We start from the raw sequence: 16,992 nt of genomic DNA, 5'->3' as shown, positions 1-16,992 counted from the left end.
TCTTCGATCTGTCCCCGGCGCCCCTCGTCTGGCCCAACAGCGATAGCCCGGGCTATCGCTCTCGGTCGTACATCGTTCATAGTCGCCGCAGCCCCCACATGAAGTAGGCGCCGCCGAGCAGCGAGGCCACCAGGCCGGCGGGGATCTCCTCGGGGAACAGCAGCTGGCGGCCCAGCCAGTCGGCCAGCACCATCAGCAGCGCTCCGGCCAGGGCGGCGCCGAGCAGGTGCGCCCCGGCCCGCGAGAAGCCCAGCAGCCGGGCCAGGTGCGGGGCCAGCAGGCCGACGAAGGACAGCGGGCCGACCACCAGGGTGGCGCCGGCGGTGAGCAGGGCCACCAGCAGCAGCAGCACCAGTCGCGCGCGGGCCAGGGGCAGCCCCAGGGCGGTGGCGCTGGCGCCGCCCAGCGGCAGGATGTCCAGCCAGCGGGTCAGCGGCGCGGCGGCCAGGGCCAGCAGCAGGGCCGCCGCGGTCACCACCAGGGCGCTGGTCAGGTCGACGTAGTAGGTGGACCCGGACAGCCAGGCGATCACCTGCTGGCCCCGGGGGTCGCCGCCGGCCAGCACCACGGCCCTGACCGCGTCGAACAGCGCCGTGATGGCCACCCCGGTGAGCAGCAGCCGCTCCGGCTGGAAGCCGCTCCTGCGGTTCAGCCCCACCAGCACCGCCAGGGTGACCAGGGCGCCGAGGGTGCCGGCGGCCACCAGGGTCAGGTTGCTCGGGGCGGGCAGCAGGAAGATGGCGCCCATCAGGGCGATGGCGCTGCCGCCGCTGATGCCCAGCACCTCGGGGCTGGCCATGGGGTTGGCGGTGAGCCGCTGGATCAGGGTGCCGGCGATGGCCAGCATCACCCCGCAGCCGGCGGCGGCCAGGGCCCGGGGCAAACGCCACTGCAGCAGCGCCCAGTCGGTCGGCGCGGCCCACTGCCAGCCGGTTCCCGCCTGACCGGCGAGCAGCGCGACCACGGCGAGCCCGGCCAGGCCCAGGGCCAGCCAGGTGGCCAGGCGCCCGGGGGCCGGGTGGCGGGTACCGATGGCTCGGGCCTCCCGGGGCGGGGCCTCGCCGCCCAGGCGCAGCCGCGGGATCAGCCACAGCAGCAGGGGGGCGCCCAGGGCCGCGGTGGTGGCGCCGGTGGGGATCAGGGTGGGCAAGCTGCCCGAGACGCGCTGCAGCAGCAGGTCGGTGGTGGCCAGCAGCAGGGCGCCGAGCAGCGTCGACCAGGCGAGCCGCGCGCCCAGGTGCCGGGCGCCGGCCAGGCGCACGATGTTGGGGGCGGCCAGGCCGATGAAGCCGATCACCCCGACCACGCTGACCACGCAGCCGGTGAGGAAGATGGCCAGGCCGAGGCCGGCGAGGCGCAGGTGCTTGAGCGACACGCCGAGGCTCCGCGCGCCGGCCTCGTCGAGCTCGAGCACCGCCAGGGGGCGCAGCAGCCAGACGGCGGCCAGCGCGCCCAGCGCCAGGCGCGGCGCAAGGAAGGCGGCGTCCTGCCAGCCGTTCTGGGCCAGCGAGCCGGCGCCCCAGATCAACAGCCCCTTGAGCTCCTCCTGATGGAAGAGCAGCAGCACCATGGACAGGGCGCCGAAGTAGAGGTTGACCACCAGGCCGCCGAGCACCACCACCACCGGCGCCAGGCCGCGCCGCCAGGCCAGGGCGAGGACCAGCCCCATGGCCAGGCCGCCACCGGCCAGCGCCACCCATTCCCGGCCCAGGCCCAGCAGGCCGGGCGCCATCAGGGTCGCGGCCATCAGCGCCAGGTTGGCGCCGCTGGCCACGCCCAGGGTGGTGGGCGCGGCCAGGGGATTGCGCAGCACCTGCTGCATCAACACGCCGGCGAGTGCCAGGCCGCCGCCGGCGAGCAGGGCCATGGCCAGCCGCGGCCACCAGGCGAAGTGCAGCACCAGCGTCGCGGCCGCCTCGGCCCGGTCCGGCGCGCTGAACAGGGCGGCGAGCCCCGGCCCCAGGCCGGGGCCGGCGAGGAGCTGGTCGAGTCCGAGCATCAGCAGCCCGAGCGCGAGCGGCAGGCAGAGGCGTCCCGGGGTCAGCCGGGGGCGCCACGGGCGGCGGGGGGCGAGGGCGTCAGACGGCATCGTCGTGCTCCAGGGCGGTCACCAGCCGCTCGGCGAAACGCGACGCCGAGGGCAGGGCGCCGAAGCTCCACACCGGGGGCAGGACGATCGGCGTGTCCCGGCTCGTTTCGACCAGGTGGTGCCAGAGGCCGCTGTCGGCCAGGGTCTCGTGGACGCCGGCGGGGTAGGGCTCCACCACTACCAGACGGGCGTCGAGGCCGGCCAGCGCCTCGATGCCCACCAGCGAGAAGCCCCAGGCGTTGGTCGACCCGCTCCAGGCGTTGTCGAGTCCCAGGCGGTCGAGCACCGCCTGGTAGAGGCCGCCCGCGCCGAACACCCGCACATGGCGGCTATCCATGAATTGCACGATCAACAGGGGCGGTGTCGTCTCGTCGAGTCGCTGGCGCAGGGCGTCGAGCCGGGCCTCCGTCGTCTCGATCAGCCGCGCCGCCGCCTCGGGACGCCCGACCAGGCCGCCGAGCGAGCGGGTCAGCTCGCGCATCTCCGTCCAGGTGTCGCGCCCGGGACGGTAGAGCGGCAGGTTCTCCACCGGGGCGATGCGCTCGAGACGCGGGGCGAGGTTGGCGAACATCGGCGAGATCAGGATGCGCTCCGGCGCCAGGCTCGCCAGCCGCTCGAGGTTGGGCTGGCTGCGCAGCCCCAGGTCGGTCGTGGTGTCGGGCAGGGCGGGCTCGACCACCCAGGCGTGATAGGCCTCGACCTGGGCCACGGCACGGGGCGGTGTGCCCAGGGCCACCAGGGTCTCGGCCAGGGTCCAGTCGAGGGTGGCGAGGCGGGGCGAGCCGGCCGTGGCCGAAGTGGCCAGGAGTCCGGTCAGCAGGGCGACGATCCAGCGGCGCCAGGGGGGGCGGTCGGGACGGCGAAGGCGAAGCAAGGCGACCTCCGTGCCTAGTGGGCGATGGCGACGCGGTGCTCGCCGGACGGGTGGGCCATGACGTGCATGGGAATGCCGTAGATGGCCTTGAGGGTGTCGCCGTTCATCATCTCCGCCGGTGTGCCCTGGGCCAGCAGTCGGCCGCCGTGCAGGGCCACCAGGCGGTCGCAGTAGCGCGAGGCCATGTTGATGTCGTGGAGCACGATGATCACCCCGAGGCCCAGTTCCCGGCACAGGCGGCGGGTGAGGGCCAGCACCTCCACCTGGTGGGCGACATCCAGCGCCGCCAGGGGCTCGTCGAGCAGCAGGAAGCGGCTGCCCTGGGCGAGCAGCATGGCCAGCCAGACCCGCTGGCGCTCGCCGCCGGAGAGGGTGTCCACCTGGCGGTCGGCGAAGGGCTCGGTGTGGGTCAGGGCCAGGGCGCGGTCGATGGCCGCCTCGTCCTCGCGGCCATGCCGGCCCAGCAGGCCGTGCCAGGGATAGCGGCCGAAGCCCACCAGCTCGCGCCCGGTGAGGTTCTCGGCGGCGGGCAGGTGCTGGGGCAGGTAGGCCACCTGGCGGGCGAAGGCGCGATGGCCCCAGGCCGTCAGCGGCTTGTCGTCCAGCCGCAGCTCGCCCCGGCTGGCGGCTTGTTGGCGGGCCAGCAGCTTGAGCAGGGTCGACTTGCCCGACCCGTTGTGGCCGATCAGGCCATGGACCCCGCCTTGCTCGAAGGCGAGGTCGAGGGGATGCAGCAGGCACTGGCCGTTGACCTCGAAGGAGGCGGCACGGGTTTCGATCATGGGAGGCTCCGCTCGCGGGATGCCGCCACCGGGGGGCGGTCCATTGCGCGGCCAAGCGTAAGACAAACGAGAATTCTTATCAATGTTGTCGGTTGGTCCGGCGCCGTGCTTGCCGTAGGCTTGGGCCTCCGTCAACGAGGAAAGGCCCGATGTCTTCCACTGCTTCCAGCTTCCAGGCCCTGGGGCGCCTGCTGCGCTATGCCCGGGGGTACCGGCGCCGCATCATCGCCGCCAGCGTCTGCTCGATCCTCAACAAGCTGTTCGATATCGCCCCGGAGATCCTGATCGGCGTGGCCATCGACGTGGTGGTCAACCAGGAGGAGAGCTTCGTCGCCGGGCTGGGCTTCACCACCGCCCAGCAGCAGATCCTGGTGCTGGGCGGGCTGACCTTCTTCATCTGGGTCGGCGAGTCGCTGTTCGAGTATCTCTTCCAGATCCTCTGGCGCAACCTGGCCCAGCGCCTGCAGGCCGACCTGCGCCAGGACGCCTACGAACACGCCCAGCGCCTGGACATGGGCTTCTTCGAGTCGCGGAGTTCGGGGCAGCTGGTGGCGACCATGAACGATGACGTCAACCAGCTCGAGCGCTTCCTCGACGGCGGCGCCAATGCCATGATCCAGGTCGCCGTCACCGTGGTGGCGGTGGGCGCGGTGTTCTTCGTGCTCTCGCCGTTGATCGCGCTGCTGGCCTTCACCCCGATCCCGCTGATCGTCTGGGGGGCCTTCTACTTCCAGCGCAAGGCCGGGCCGCTGTATGCCGACGTCCGCGAACGGGTCGGCGACCTGTCCAGCCGGCTGGCCAACAACCTGGCGGGCATCGCCACCATCAAGAGCTTCACCGCCGAGGCCCGCGAGGCCGAGCGCCTCAGGGCCGCCAGCGAGGCCTACGTGGAGGCCAACCGGCGGGCCATCCGCATCAGCTCCGCCTTCATCCCGGTGATCCGCATGGCGATCCTCACCGGCTTCCTGGCCACCTTCACCGTGGGCGGCATGATGGCGCTGCGCGGCGAGCTCAACGTGGGCGCCTACGGGGTGCTGGTGTTCCTTACCCAGCGCCTGCTGTGGCCGCTCACCGGCCTGGCCCAGGTCATCGACCTGTTCGAACGCGCCATGGCCAGCACCCGGCGCATCCTCGACCTGCTGGCCACTCCCATTCGAGTGCGCGACGACGCCGGCCGCGAACTGGCCGAGCCGGTGCGCGGCGCGGTGACCTTCGAGCGGGTCGCCTTCCGCTACGGCGAGGGCGCCGCCGGGGTCCAGGACATCGACCTGGCGGTGCCGGCGGGGCACACCCTGGCGCTGGTGGGCGCTACGGGCTCCGGCAAGTCGACGCTGATCAAGCTGCTGCTGCGCTTCCATGACCCCGACGCGGGGCGGGTGCGGATCGACGGCCAGCCGGTCGATTCGGTGAGCCTGCAGTCGCTGCGCCGGGCCATCGGCCTGGTCAGCCAGGACGTCTACCTGTTCGAGGGCTCGGTACGCGACAACATCGCCTACGGCAAGCCGGACGCCGCGGAGGCCGAGATCGTCGAGGCGGCGCGCACCGCCGAGGCCTGGGACTTCATCCAGGCCTTGCCAGAGGGGCTGGACACCCCGGTGGGCGAGCGCGGCGTGCGCCTGTCCGGCGGCCAGCGCCAGCGCCTGTCGCTGGCCCGGGCGCTGCTCAAGGACCCGCCGATCCTGGTGCTGGACGAGGCCACCAGCGCCGTGGACAACGAGACCGAGGCGGCCATCCAGCGCTCGCTCCAGCGCATCGGCCATGGCCGCACCGTGATCATGATCGCCCACCGCCTCTCGACCATCGTCCATGCCGACGAGATCGCCGTCATCGAGGCCGGCCGGGTGGTCGAGCGCGGCACCCACGGCGAGCTGCTCGCCCGGGACGGTCGCTACGCCGCCCAGTGGCGGGTGCAGACCGGCGAGATCCAGGCGGCGGCCGCGCCCCTGGCCTGACGGCCCTCGGCGCGCGTCGTGATCCCCCAGCCGGTAAGCGGCCGTCGGTGTCGCGCCACCGACCGCCCGGTCCCGGGCACGAAAAAACGCCGGCAGCCTGGGGCTGCCGGCGCGTCCGGAGGGAGGACGGATCAGAAATTGTAGCTGACCGTGGCCTTGATGCTGCGTTCGGCGCCGAAGTAGCAGAAGTCGAGGTCGCTGCAGCCGGCGACGTACGCCTCGTCGAGCAGGTTGCTGACGTTGAGCCGGGCCGAGACGCCCTCGAGGCCCACCTCGGCCAGGTCGTAGCCCAGGGTGGCATCGACCAGGGTGTAGCTGGGCAGCGTCTCGGTATTGGCCTCGTCGGCGTAGCTGTCGGCGTAGTAGCGCACCCCGAGACCGGCGTCCAGGCCGGTGAGCCCGCCCTGCCGGAAGGCGTACCGTCCCCACAGCGAGGCCTGGTGGCGCGGCACCCAATTGTCGGTGTTGCCCTCGTTGGCATTGCCGGTCTTCTCGAGGGTGACGTCGGTGTAGCTGTAGCCGGCCTGCAGGCGCAGGTTCTCGGTCAGCCGGGTATGGGCTTCCAGCTCGACGCCTTGGGACTCGATCTCGCCGGTGGCGCGGAAGAAGGTCTCGCTGGCACGCTTGGTGGCCAGGTTTTCCTGGGTGATATGGAAGAGCGCCAGGCTGTAGCGATCCCGGGTGCCGGCCGGCTGGACCTTCAGCCCTGCTTCGACCTGCTCGCCCCGGGAGGGCGCGATCAGGTCGCCGTTGCGGTCGATGGCGGAATTCGGGCTGAACGAGGTCGTGTAGCTGGCATAGGGCGCCAGGCCGTTGTCGAACAGATAGAGCACCCCGGCGCGACCGCTGAACTGGGTATCGTCCAGTTCGCGGGTCACGCCGCTGTCGCGGTCGGTGTTGGCGATATCCACCCAGTCATGGCGCCCGCCCAGGTTCAGTCGCCAGTTCCCCAGGGCCAACTGGTCCTGGAGGTAGACGCCGGTCTGCTCGAGCTCCCGCTGGCGGCGGATGTCCGGGAACATGGCGGTAGGCTCGGCGCCGTACTCGGGATCGAAGGCGTCGATGGCGGGGAAGGCGCCCGAGCCCCAGACCACGTCGTTGTCGCGTTGCTGGTAGTCGACGCCGGCCAGCAGGGTGTGCTCGGCGCCCCCGGTGGTGAGACGTGCCTCGAGCTGGTTGTCGAGGGTCAGGGCCTCGAGCGACTCGTCGCCGCTGGAGAAGAAGCGGTTGAGCTCGGTGTCGCTGGCCCAGCCGAAGGCATAGACCTGCTCGAGCTCGACGTCGGATTCGGTGTAGCGCAGCTTCTGACGGCCGGTCAGGGCGTCGTTGAAGCGATGCTCCAGCTCATAGCCCACCATCTGCTGCTCGCGCTCGAACCTGTCGAAGTCATCCTCGCCTTCGAAGAAGGTGTTGGCGATGCGACGCCCGGCGTGATCGACCACCGTGCCCTCGAAGGGCAGGCCCGAATGGTAGCCGCCCTCGGGATCCTGGTGCAGGTAGGCGTGCAGGGTCAGGCTGGTGGCGTCGGTCATGTCCCAGGTCAACTGGGGGGCGAAGGCGTAGCGCTCCTCCTCCACCGGGCCGAACTGGGTGTCGGCGGCCCGGGCCAGGCCGGTCAGGCGGAAGGCGACCCGACGCTCGTCGTCCAGCGGGCCGGTGAGGTCGAAGGCGGCACTGCGCTGGGCGTGGTTGCCGGCGCCGAGGCGCAGCTCCCCGCTGCGCTCGAACTCGGGGCGCTTGCTGGTCTGGGCGACCAGGCCGCCGGGGGAGGCGCGGCCATAGAGCACCGAGGCGGGCCCCTTGACCACCTCGATGCGCTCCAGGAAGTAAGGGTCGATGACCAGCGAGCTGAAGGAGCCGCCGTCGCTCATCACCTTGAGGCCGTCGAGGAAGGTGTTGCTGACGCTGCCGTCGGTGAAGCCGCGCAGCACCAGGTAGTCGTAGCGGTTGGAGGCGCCAACCTGGTTGGTGTAGACGCCCGGGGTATAGGCGGCGGCGCGCTGCACGGTCTCTGCCCCCCGGGCCTCCCACTGCTCGTTCTCGATGACCGAGACCGACTGTGGGGTCTCGTTGAAGGGCGTGTCGGTCTTGGTGGCGGCCTGGCCGGTGACGGTCAGGGTCGAGAGCTGTTCGGTCTGCTGGGCCTGGGCGACGAGCGATGCACCGGCGGCCACGAGCGACACCGCCAGCGCCAGGGGGCGGGGAGTCGGCATGGTGGTTTCCTGCGGGATAGGGAATGTCATTCGAGTAATGAGAATTATTCCCTTTTGTAGTCGGGACAGGGTATGCGCGATGCTCACCCGGCTATGCGGGGTGCTCAGCTCGCCGATGGCAGGGAACTCGGCGGGTAGCCGAAGTGGCGGCGGAAGGCGGTGGCGAAGTTGCTGGCGTGGCGATATCCCGAGAAGTGGGCGGCCTGCTGGACGCTGAAGCCCTGGATCAGGTAGTCACGGGCCAGGGTCAGCCGGCAGTCGCGCAGGTAGTCGAACACCGAGCGGCCGAAGGCCGCGCGGAACTTGCGCCGCAGGCTGGCGGGACTCATGGCGGCGAGCTCGGCCAGCGCCTCGAGTCGATGCTCCCGGGCCGGCGCCTGGCGCAGGGCATCGCGGACCCGCTCCAGGCGCCGACGCTCCCGGGGCGCCAGGCGCGGCGCGGAAGCCGACGCCGGCCCGTCGATGCGGCCGCCATGGGCCAGCAACTGGAGGCTCAGTCCCTCGAGCAGCAGGCGCTGGGCCATGTCGGGGAGCGGGGCGGCCAGGGCTTGCTCGAGGCCCTGGCGCAGCGGCTCGGGTAACGGCCAGGCATGCATGCGGGAGGCGCCTGGCTCCGGGGCGACCGTCCCCAGCCGGGCCAGGCAGGCCTCGTCGAGGCTCAGGGTCAGGGCGCGCAGGCGCTGGCCGGCGGGCTGGGACGCCGCCAGACCCTGGTCGGCCTCGAGCCGCAGGCTCAGCGCCATGCCGGGGGAGAGCGTCAGCGGACGCCCATCGCCCAGGGCCACCTCGGCCCGCCCCTCCAGCAGGACGATGATCGACAATGGTGAGTTCGCCCGGGAACGGGAGTCGTAGCGGTGCAGCACCTCCACGTCGGAGGCGACCAGCTGCATGCCCGGGCGCGGCGAGAACTCGCGCACCACGCCGCGCACCACCGGCGCCTCGGCCCGGGGCGAGAGGCCCGGCACCCGGTAGTCGAGGCCGTAGCGCCGGCCATAGGCCTGCAGGTCCCGGGGCGTGTGCGGGCGCACGCCGGCGTCGGGCAGGCTCATCCGGCCGCCTTCGCCGCCTTGCCGGCGCGCCGGCATGCCAGCGGGCAGTTGCCGCAGTAGCCAAGCTCGTCGATCAGGTAGCGGATGCAGCACAGCCGGCGCACCCGGGTGGGCTTGTCCGGCTCGGCGGGCGTGAGGTAGCGCACCGGGCGATAGAGCGGGTTGCGGCGGCCGTCGGACAGGGTGCGGCTCTCCATCAGCGCCCGGGCGGGCTCGCCCACGTCCGGTGAGGCCATGGGGTGGCCGGCCAGGGCGCCGGCGAAGTACTCGAAGTAGTTGCCGGCGTTGCTCCAGAACACCTTGGTCGAGGCCCCGGTGGCCGCGGCCAGGGCCTCGACCAGCGGGGTCAGGTGGCCGTCCAGCAGGGTTGCGAAGCGCGAGAGGGCGCCGAGCTCGGACAGCGGACGGCCGGCGTGGCGCAGGACCAGGCCGGTGGTCTGGCCCTCGGCGGACTGCTCGAGAGACAGCGCGTCCAGGCCCAGCGGCAGGTCCCGCTCGAGCAGCAGGTTGGCGGCCAGGCCGTGGGCCGCCAGGCCGCTGAAGTGCCACTTGGACCACAGCGAGGCCACCGCCCGGCGGTCGCCATGGGCGTACCGGGCGCCGAAGCGGGCGAACAGCGCGTCCAGGTAGGCCGGGTCGAGCAGCTCGCGGGCGGCCAGAAGCTCGGGCCCGGGCGCCGCCGATACCCGGGGCGGTGTCAGGCCCGCCAGGGGGCCGATGTAGAGTCGGGTGAGCGCGGAGGTCATGGGCATGCGGAACCGAGCCAAAGGGAAACATGCTAATCTAAGCAATAACGGTTATCAATTGAGGTGTCGCGGCCCCGCTTCCCGGCCATGACACCTCGGCTCCTAGATGACCTGGGCCAAGTCGGCGGCCGCCGCGGGCTGCCAGTCGATGGGGCCGGCGTCGTCGCGCAGGTCGAAGACTTCCCGGCCGGCGGCATGGTTGAGGATGGTCGCCGAGCGCCAGGGCATCAACGACAGCTGGGGTTCGGCGATGCCGTGGCTGTGCCGGCCGGCGTTGACCGCATAGAGACGGTGGGCGGCGGGGCCGTCCCAGCGCACCTCGAAGTGCGGTCCCAGCACCAGCTCGTCATGTTCGTCACGCTCGAGGCGTTCCGCCAGGGGCGCCAGGCATTCCGGCAGATGGGAGCGGAAGCCGGTGGCGAAGATGACGATGTCGGCCGCGAAGTCTTCCCGCTGGCCGGTGAGGCCATGGGCGGTGGTCAGCTCGAACCCCAGGCCATGACGCTTCAGGTCGATGGCCTCGCGATGGGGGTGGAGGCTCGCCCAGCGGGGCTCGCCGAGCACGTCGAAGCGGTGGTACAGCTCGCGGTACAGGGCTTGCAGGGCGGCCGGGGTGATGCCGTCGCTGGCCAGCTTCTGGGCCGCCACCTCGCGCTCGCGGACGTCGCGGGGCAGGCCGTGGAACAGCCGAGTGTAGTCCGGGGTGAAGTATTCGTTGGTGAAGGCCGTCTCGTCGAGGGGCTCGAAGTTGCGCCGCCGCGAGACCCAGCTTAGTGCCCTGGGCTGCCCCCAGTGACCGCGCAGGGCATTGAGGAAGACGTCGGCGCCGCTCTGCCCGCCCCCGACGATCACCACGCGACGTCCGCTGAAGTCGCGGCGATGGTGGGCGATGTCGGCGGCATGCAGGCAGTGGGGCCCCTGGTAGGCACTGGCGAAGTCCGGCAGCCAGGGCCGCTTGCCGGTGCCCAGGCTGAGGTGGCGGGCCCGGTAGTCGCCGTGGTCGGTACGCAGCCGGAAGCCGGCCCTGTCCAGCATGACCTCGCGCACCGGCTCGCCCAGGCTGACGTTGTCCAGGCGCCGGGCGGCCCAGCGCAGGTAGTCGGAGAACTCGGCACGGCTCACGGTGCCCGTCTCGGTGTTGAGGAAACGGTAGAAGCGCCGATGGGCGACCAGGTAGCTGAGGAAGGAGTGGCGGCTGTCCGGGGCCACCGCCGTGACCAGGTCCTTGAGGAAACCGGTCTGCAGATGGGTGTCGGGCAGCATCAGGCCGGGGTGCCAGGAGGGGTCGCGGCGGCGCTCGAAGAAGCGGGTGGCGAGGTCCGGCAGATGCGAGTCGGCCAGGGCGGCGATGCTCAGGTTGAAGGGGCCGGCCCCCAGGCCGGCCAGGTCGAGAACGCGGGAATCAGTCATCGGACACCTCCTGTGCGAGGGGCGCGTCGGCGGCATTCGGCCGCGCGGCGCGATGCAGCGGGTTGTCGACCCTCAGGTCCATCTCCGCCAGCATGCGGTCGGCGGCGCTGTCGGTGGGGTGCAGGAACTTGGCGCGATTGAGGGTCAGGCGCAGGATGCGCGGCGCGAACAGGTCGAAGCGGGCGAAGCGCTCGGCCAGCGCCGGGTGACGGGCCCGATAGGCGTCGAGCACCTCGCCGCACAGCCGGTAGAAGCGGGCTTCCGAGACGCCGCCGTGCGCCGCCAGCGGGGCGATGAAGCGCAGGGTGGTGACGAAGTGCCCCGTCTGCAGGTCGTGGATCAGCTTCTCCGGGGGCAGGCGCACCGTGACCGCCTTGAGCTCGGCCGGGAGATCGGCGGCCTCGGGGAAGTCCTCGTCGACCAGGCGCAGGTCGCCCTGGAAGTCCTTCAGCGCCAGCCGGTGCGGCCAGCCGTCGCGCAGGATCAGGGTGAGGTTCTGGCCGTGGGCGATCAGCGACATCCCGTAGCGGCACATCAGGTGCCAGAGGGGCACCACGCTCACCTCGAACATCCGGCGCAGCCAGGCCTCGGCCGCCTCGCCTCCCTCGGCGCCGGCCGCCGCCAGGTAGGCGGCCAGCCAGGGGCGCCCGGCCTCGTCGCTCTGCATCAGCTCGGCCATCAGCAGCGCCTGCTCGTTGGCGGCCAGGCGCGGGGCCAAGGCCTCGCGCCAGATCACCCCGAAGAGTTCCCGGTAGCGGTACGGCGCCTGATCCAGGCGGGCGTACTGGGCATGCGGCAGCACGGCCCCGGCGGGCTCGGCGAGCACCTCCAGGTGGATCCGGGCGAACTCCTCGTCGTCGCGGCTCCTGGCCTTGAGCCAGGCCGAGGCGGCCGGCCCGGCGAGCAGGAAGCGGCCGGGGATGCCGCGGTAGCAGGAGGTGTTCATGATGGTCAGCGGCAGCTTGATGTCGTAGGCCGCCGGCCGGCTGACGTTGGTCAGGGTCCGCAGCGATTGCTGGGGGGCGTAGGCATCGCCGAACTCGCCGAGGTAGTGCAGGCGCCCTTGGGCGATATCGGCGACGTGCAGGGGGCCGAGCCATTGTTGCCACTGCCAGGGGTGGACCGGCAGCAGGCGGTAGGCGGCGGGCTCGGCGACCCGGGCGGCCAGGGCCTGCTCCAGGCGGGTGCGTTCGGCGGCGTCCAGGGCCGAGTCGAGCAGGGCGGCGGCATCCACCGGCCCGCTACCGCTCTCCAGGGCTTCGGCGGTCACGGCCACCCAGCCGAGGCGGAAGCTGGCGCCGTGCTCGGGGGCGAAGCGCGCCAGGGCCTCCAGCCCCCAGCCGCGGCGGCCCTTGTTGAACAGGAACTTGGGGTGGCCGTCGAGCAGGCGCTGGCGCTCTGGCTCGGCCAGGCGAATGGCGTCGTCGGCGCTCAGGTCGCCACGCGCCTCGCGCAGCCGGCAGTCGGCCCGCAGGGTGGCGAAGAGATCCTCCAGGTGCTCGGCCACCTGGGCGTCGCTCATGCCCAGCACCGGGGCCAGCTGGAGGAGGAAATCGGCGGCCTCGAGGCCGGTATCGGGCGGGGGGCTCAGGCTGTCCGGGTCCACCCGCAGCTGGCCCCACAGGGTGGGCGTGGCCCGAAAGCGCCAGGCGGCGCCGCCGAGGTCGAGACGGAAGCCCTCGCCGTCGGTGTCGGGGCCGATCACCTGCTCGTAGCCCAGCTCGCCGATCATCTTGGCGATCAGCGCGCGGTTGGCCGCCGCCCAGTGGGGCGCCAGGCTGTGGTCGAGGCGCTCCATCACATCACCTCCGCGAAGAAGCGTTCGCGCAGGCCCATCACCAGGCTGGAGCGCTTGTGGGGGAAGTCGAAGTCGCGCAGCCGCAACAGGCCCAGGCGCTCCAGGTGCCGGAAGAGGCGCTGGTTGTCGTGGCGCGGCTCCAGCACCAGGCGCCGGGTGCGCGGCTCGGCCAGGTAGGCGTAATGGGACAGCCCGCCCAGCCAGGCGTCGACGAAGGCCGGGCCGCGCACGTCCTCCTCGCCCACCAGCAGGTGCAGGCCGCGATCGAAGGGGGCCCAGGGGTAATGGGGCGCCAGGCGATCCTCGGCGGCCCAGTAGACCTCGAAGTAGCCGAAGGGCCGGTCGTCGAACTCGCCGATCAGCGGCAGGGTGTGCGGGTCGGCGAGACGCTCGGCGAGGAAGTCGGCGAGCTCGGCCTCGGGCCAGGCCTGCTCCCAGAACTCGGCGACCCGCGGCAGGTGCATCCAGCGCACGAAGCGTTCCAGGTCCCGTTCGGGCTCGACGAGCCGCAGGGAGAAGGTGCGTTCCAGGCGGGGATCGAAGCGCCGGTAGAGGGGACCCTGGGGTTGCGGCGGACGCCGCGGATGACCGGCCTCGGCATCGAAGGGCGTGTCCTGCGGCGTCGCCGGCGGGTGCTGGAGCCAGTGCCAGGGCTGCTGATAGAAGTCGCGGCGCAGGATGCGCCCGCCGCCGAGCGTCTCGCACAGGCGGGACCAGTCGGGGTGCGAGTGCCAGGCATCGTCCAGCACCAGCAGCGACAGGCCCGGGTGGCGGGCGAAGACGCCATCGAGCCGGTCGATCAGGGCGTTCGCCCGGTCGCCGTCGGCGTCGCGGCGCTGCAGGTGGGCCGCGTCGTCCGGCAGCGGCGACAGGGCGGTTTCCGGGGCGTGGGCGGGGGTGTCCAGGGTGAGGGTCATGCGGGGACTCCTGTGTCGCGGGGAAGCGAGGCGACGTCGCTGGCCGCCAGGGGGTTGTCCAGCGGCAGGTAGAGGCGGGCCGGCTCGGCCAGGGTCGCCTCGTTGACGCCGCTCAGGTAGCAGAAGAAGTTGCCCTTCGCGTCCAGGCGTGGCGCGTTCAGGGCGTGATCCAGGCAATCCGGGTCGCCCTCCAGGCGCTCGCGCAGCGCCGCCAAGTGGGCGCGCAGGTCGTCGAGCAGCAGGCCCTCGTCGATCAGGCCATCGGCGGCCAGGGCGCTGGTGACGGCGAAGGTCGAGTTGATCAGCAGGTAATAGTGGAAGTAGCGGCGCACGGTGGCCGGCGACCAGTGGTTCTCGGGAGGCGTCGCCTGGGCGGCGCGCTGCGCCAGGAAGCGGTCGCTGACGCCGCTGCCCTGGCAGTCGCGATAGAACATGCCCACCGGCCAGCCGTCGTCGAGGCGCACCACGATGTTCTGCTGATGGGCCAGCAGCACGATGCCGTCCTCCACCGCCAGCCCCAGCAGCGGGGTCAGCACGTGCTCGCAGAAGGCGGCGAACCAGCGGCGGGTCACCTCGGCCGGCGACTCGTCCCGGGCCTCGGCGATGGCGCGCAGGCGGGCGGCGAGCAGCGTCTGCCCGCCGGGCGTCAGGGGCTGCTGGGTCAGGGTGGCGAGGACCACGGCCTCGCTGTCCGGGGCCTCGGCGAGCCGGTTCTCGCGCAGCACCACCAGGCTCTCCGGGTCCACCTCGCCGTTGTCGTCGCGCCAGCCCAGCCAGGCCGGTTCCTGCATCACGGCGAAGCCCGGGAAGCGTCGCTCCACCGCCAGGTCGCGCATCCAGGCATCCAGGTTCAGGCCGCGCTGGACCTCCTTGACGCTGAGCAGGCGCAGCGAATTGGTCAGCCTGGCCGACAGCGAGCCCTTGACCATCCAGGGGGCCCCGGCGGCGTAGAGCGAGCGGTGCGACGAGGTCGGCAGCCACTGGGCGTCGCCGAGGCCCAGCCACTGCAGGCGGCCTCGCCGCTCCTGCTCGGCCACCCAGGGCCGGCGGCGCAGTCGCTGGGCCTGCCAGGGGTGCATGGGCAGGGCCACGAAGTCGCTGGGCAGGCGCGCGGCGAGGGCCTCCGGCAGCAGCTCGCGGGCCAGCTCGGCGGCCCCGCTGGCGCGGCTGGAGTCGCCCGCCGCCAGCTCCGGGGCCACCGCCCACCAGGCGAGCCCGAAGCGGGCGCGGTGCTCGGGGCAGAAGTCGCGGGCCTCGGCCTCGCTGAAGGGCGCCCGCGACTTGGGGGCCGGGTGGAAGGCGTGCCCCACCAGCAGGCCCTGTTCCGCCTCGGCGAAGGTCAGCGGGCCCCGCTGCAGGTGCGCGATGTCGTCGCGTTCCGCCAGGCTGGCCCGGGTGTTGGCCCGGCTCTCCAGCACCCGAGCCTGGAAGGTGGCCCGGCTCTCGGCGTCCAGCTCGCCGACCAGGGCGGGCGTGGCCAGGATCCGGGGCAGGGCCTGGTCGAAATCGATGGGCCGCGTCTGGCCCTGGTGGTGCCAGAGGATGGGCCAGGCGAAGCGGCACTCGTTGCTGGCGCTGCGGTGCAGGAGGCTCAGGTGCAGCTCGCCCGCATCGACGGGCAGCTGGATGCGTTCGCCGTGCGGCGTGGTGGCGAGCCGCCAGGCTTCGGTCTCGCGCAGCAGCGCGTTGAAGAAGCAGCTGGCGGCCGGGTCGGTCTCGGCGGGGGAGCAGGGGCTGGCGGGTGTCGTCATCGAGCTACCTCGGTAATGTTAATCTAAAGACGAATGATAATAGTTAGCATTAAATATTGAAGCAAGGTCTCTTCCGGTGATGGCACCTCGGGTCAGTCGTTCGACGGGGGGGTAGAGGGGGCCGTGACCGGCCGCGCGAAGTGCGTCCTGGCCGCGGGCACGAGCAGCAGCAAGAGCAGGGCCGCGACCAGGGTCAGCAGGAGCAGGCGCGAGGGGGCCACCAGGCTCACCGCCAGGGTCGCCGCCCCGTAGCCCAGGGTATGGGACATGGCGAGCATGCCGGCGCTGGCGCCCGGCGCGCCGCCGCGGGTGGCGGCATCGGTATAGCCGGGGACGGCCATAGCGGTGCCGATGCTGGCGACCAGCACGCCCGCGGCGAAGCCCGGCATGCCATCCGCCTGGACCAGGAGGGCGTAGCCGGCCACCAGGCACAGGGCGCCGAGGAACAGCAGGACGTAGCCGCCGAGCCGCTGATGGCGCGTCACGCCGAGCTGGATGGCCAGGGCGCCCAGGGCACCGAGCGACAGCAGCACGCCCATCAGGTGGCCGGCGCGGGTGGCCTCGATCTCGAGCCGGGCCTGCAGGGCATCGGGCAGTCCCAACTGCATCAGGGATACCGACATCGCCAGCAGCAGGGCCATGGCCAGGCAGGGAAGACGCTCGAGGAGCGGCTGGGCAGGCGGCGCCGGCCGCTGGCCGGGGGCCGACGCCCGGGGGCGCGCCACGCCGACCACCAGGCCCAGGGCGAGCAGGCCGCCACCCAGCATGACGCCGAAGGGGGCATAGGCGGAGAGGCTCAGGCTGGCCGCGGCGAGCAACGGGCCCAGCAGGCGACCGGCGCTGAGGCCGGCGCTGACGGCCGCCAGGGCGCGCAGGCGCTCCTCGCCCCCGTGCAGCGCCAGGGACCATTGCTGGCAGGCCGGCACCATGCCCGATACGGTCAGGCCATAGAGCACCCGAGCGATGACCAGCAGCGGCAGCAGCCAGCCCTCGGCGAGGGAGCCCCGAGCCTCGGCCCAGAGGGCGATGCCGATCAGGGTGAAGCTGGCCAGATAGCCCGAGAGGGCCTGGATCACCACCAGGCGCGGTCCGTAGCGATCGGCGACGCGCCCCCAGAAGGGGCTGCCGACCAGGAACAGCATCGATCCCAGCAGGATCAGGCCGGCCCACTGTGACAGCGGCAGGCCGAAGCGCTCCACCAGTACCGGCAGCGCGACCAGCAGGCCGTTCTGGCCGAGCCCGAGCAGGGCCGCGCAGGCACTGATTCGCCACAGGGAAGGGAAGCGCATGGGTAACCTCTCGACAATTGATATTGAGAATTATTCTTATATAAGGAAGTGTTGTCAAGCCTCGCTGATGTCGCATGGCGGGCGGTCGTCGCTTGGCCGGCGATCGAGGGTTAGGGGGGAGA

Annotated in this window: 12 protein-coding genes; 1 reads left to right on the top strand and 11 read right to left on the bottom strand. The window is 72.2% G+C overall.

Annotation, left to right across the window (positions count from 1 at the left end; translation table 11 throughout):
- Nucleotides 1-76: 76 nt before the first annotated feature.
- Genes fhuB through OCT48_RS13820 form a run of 3 tightly spaced genes read right to left on the bottom strand, consistent with a single transcriptional unit; the run spans nucleotide 77 to nucleotide 3,745 of the window.
- The gene (gene fhuB / locus OCT48_RS13830) at nucleotides 77-2,089 is read right to left on the bottom strand and encodes a Fe(3+)-hydroxamate ABC transporter permease FhuB (RefSeq protein WP_263589712.1); all 2,013 of its coding nucleotides are present in this window, start codon (nucleotides 2,087-2,089) and stop codon (nucleotides 77-79) included.
- The gene (locus OCT48_RS13825) at nucleotides 2,079-2,963 is read right to left on the bottom strand and encodes an iron-siderophore ABC transporter substrate-binding protein (protein ID WP_318152509.1); all 885 of its coding nucleotides are present in this window, start codon (nucleotides 2,961-2,963) and stop codon (nucleotides 2,079-2,081) included. Before OCT48_RS13825 ends, fhuB begins: the two co-directional genes overlap by 11 nt.
- A 14-nt stretch (nucleotides 2,964-2,977) precedes the next feature.
- Nucleotides 2,978-3,745, bottom strand: coding sequence for an ATP-binding cassette domain-containing protein (locus tag OCT48_RS13820; RefSeq protein ID WP_263589711.1), 768 nt, complete (start codon nucleotides 3,743-3,745; stop codon nucleotides 2,978-2,980).
- Between the two features lie 149 nt (nucleotides 3,746-3,894).
- Between OCT48_RS13820 and OCT48_RS13815 the strand changes: the two genes are divergently transcribed.
- On the top strand, nucleotides 3,895-5,697 hold the full coding sequence (locus tag OCT48_RS13815) for an ABC transporter ATP-binding protein (RefSeq protein WP_263589710.1): 1,803 nt from the start codon (nucleotides 3,895-3,897) through the stop codon (nucleotides 5,695-5,697).
- A gap of 131 nt (nucleotides 5,698-5,828) precedes the next feature.
- On the opposite strand, the gene OCT48_RS13810 is transcribed toward OCT48_RS13815, so the two are convergent.
- The 8 genes from OCT48_RS13810 to OCT48_RS13775 all read right to left on the bottom strand — a co-directional run bounded on the left by OCT48_RS13810 (nucleotide 5,829) and on the right by OCT48_RS13775 (nucleotide 16,870).
- Nucleotides 5,829-7,910, bottom strand: a complete 2,082-nt coding sequence (locus OCT48_RS13810) for a TonB-dependent siderophore receptor (protein WP_263589709.1) — start codon at nucleotides 7,908-7,910, stop codon at nucleotides 5,829-5,831.
- Nucleotides 7,911-8,014: 104 nt separating this feature from the next.
- Nucleotides 8,015-8,959, bottom strand: a complete 945-nt coding sequence (locus tag OCT48_RS13805) for a helix-turn-helix transcriptional regulator (protein WP_263589708.1) — start codon at nucleotides 8,957-8,959, stop codon at nucleotides 8,015-8,017.
- The gene (gene fhuF, locus OCT48_RS13800; protein ID WP_263589707.1) at nucleotides 8,956-9,711 is read right to left on the bottom strand and encodes a siderophore-iron reductase FhuF; all 756 of its coding nucleotides are present in this window, start codon (nucleotides 9,709-9,711) and stop codon (nucleotides 8,956-8,958) included. The genes OCT48_RS13805 and fhuF overlap by 4 nt, the downstream gene beginning before the upstream one ends.
- Before the next feature lie 96 nt (nucleotides 9,712-9,807).
- A complete protein-coding gene (locus tag OCT48_RS13795) occupies nucleotides 9,808-11,115 on the bottom strand; it encodes a lysine N(6)-hydroxylase/L-ornithine N(5)-oxygenase family protein (protein WP_263589706.1) in 1,308 nt (435 codons plus the stop codon).
- Complete coding sequence (locus OCT48_RS13790) at nucleotides 11,108-12,913, bottom strand: IucA/IucC family protein (RefSeq protein ID WP_263589705.1); 1,806 nt, start codon at nucleotides 12,911-12,913, stop codon at nucleotides 11,108-11,110. The genes OCT48_RS13795 and OCT48_RS13790 overlap by 8 nt, the downstream gene beginning before the upstream one ends.
- Nucleotides 12,913-13,830 (bottom strand): GNAT family N-acetyltransferase, encoded by a 918-nt coding sequence (locus OCT48_RS13785; protein WP_263589704.1) that lies wholly within the window; start codon nucleotides 13,828-13,830, stop codon nucleotides 12,913-12,915. The genes OCT48_RS13790 and OCT48_RS13785 overlap by 1 nt, the downstream gene beginning before the upstream one ends.
- Nucleotides 13,827-15,581, bottom strand: a complete 1,755-nt coding sequence (locus OCT48_RS13780; protein ID WP_263589703.1) for an IucA/IucC family protein — start codon at nucleotides 15,579-15,581, stop codon at nucleotides 13,827-13,829. The genes OCT48_RS13785 and OCT48_RS13780 overlap by 4 nt, the downstream gene beginning before the upstream one ends.
- Before the next feature lie 92 nt (nucleotides 15,582-15,673).
- Nucleotides 15,674-16,870, bottom strand: coding sequence for an MFS transporter (locus OCT48_RS13775; protein ID WP_263589702.1), 1,197 nt, complete (start codon nucleotides 16,868-16,870; stop codon nucleotides 15,674-15,676).
- Nucleotides 16,871-16,992 lie beyond the last annotated feature (122 nt).

It is taken from the genome of Halomonas sp. M4R1S46 (genome assembly GCF_025725685.1).
Lineage (GTDB): Bacteria > Pseudomonadota > Gammaproteobacteria > Pseudomonadales > Halomonadaceae > Halomonas.
The sequence above is the reverse complement of the archived record's forward strand: the minus strand, read 5'-3'. Positions and strand labels throughout refer to the sequence as shown.

Excerpts from the sequence above, each read along its gene's own strand:
- OCT48_RS13785 (WP_263589704.1), bottom strand. The coding sequence starts at position 13,830 with ATGACCCTCACCCTGGACACCCCCGCCCACGCCCCGGAAACCGCCCTG.
- OCT48_RS13805 (WP_263589708.1), bottom strand. The coding sequence starts at position 8,959 with ATGAGCCTGCCCGACGCCGGCGTGCGCCCGCACACGCCCCGGGACCTG.
- fhuF (WP_263589707.1), bottom strand. The coding sequence starts at position 9,711 with ATGCCCATGACCTCCGCGCTCACCCGACTCTACATCGGCCCCCTGGCG.
- OCT48_RS13815 (WP_263589710.1), top strand. The coding sequence starts at position 3,895 with ATGTCTTCCACTGCTTCCAGCTTCCAGGCCCTGGGGCGCCTGCTGCGC.
- fhuB (WP_263589712.1), bottom strand. The coding sequence starts at position 2,089 with ATGCCGTCTGACGCCCTCGCCCCCCGCCGCCCGTGGCGCCCCCGGCTG.
- OCT48_RS13775 (WP_263589702.1), bottom strand. The coding sequence starts at position 16,870 with ATGCGCTTCCCTTCCCTGTGGCGAATCAGTGCCTGCGCGGCCCTGCTC.
- OCT48_RS13790 (WP_263589705.1), bottom strand. The coding sequence starts at position 12,913 with ATGGAGCGCCTCGACCACAGCCTGGCGCCCCACTGGGCGGCGGCCAAC.
- OCT48_RS13795 (WP_263589706.1), bottom strand. The coding sequence starts at position 11,115 with ATGACTGATTCCCGCGTTCTCGACCTGGCCGGCCTGGGGGCCGGCCCC.
- OCT48_RS13820 (WP_263589711.1), bottom strand. The coding sequence starts at position 3,745 with ATGATCGAAACCCGTGCCGCCTCCTTCGAGGTCAACGGCCAGTGCCTG.
- OCT48_RS13810 (WP_263589709.1), bottom strand. The coding sequence starts at position 7,910 with ATGCCGACTCCCCGCCCCCTGGCGCTGGCGGTGTCGCTCGTGGCCGCC.
- OCT48_RS13780 (WP_263589703.1), bottom strand. The coding sequence starts at position 15,581 with ATGACGACACCCGCCAGCCCCTGCTCCCCCGCCGAGACCGACCCGGCC.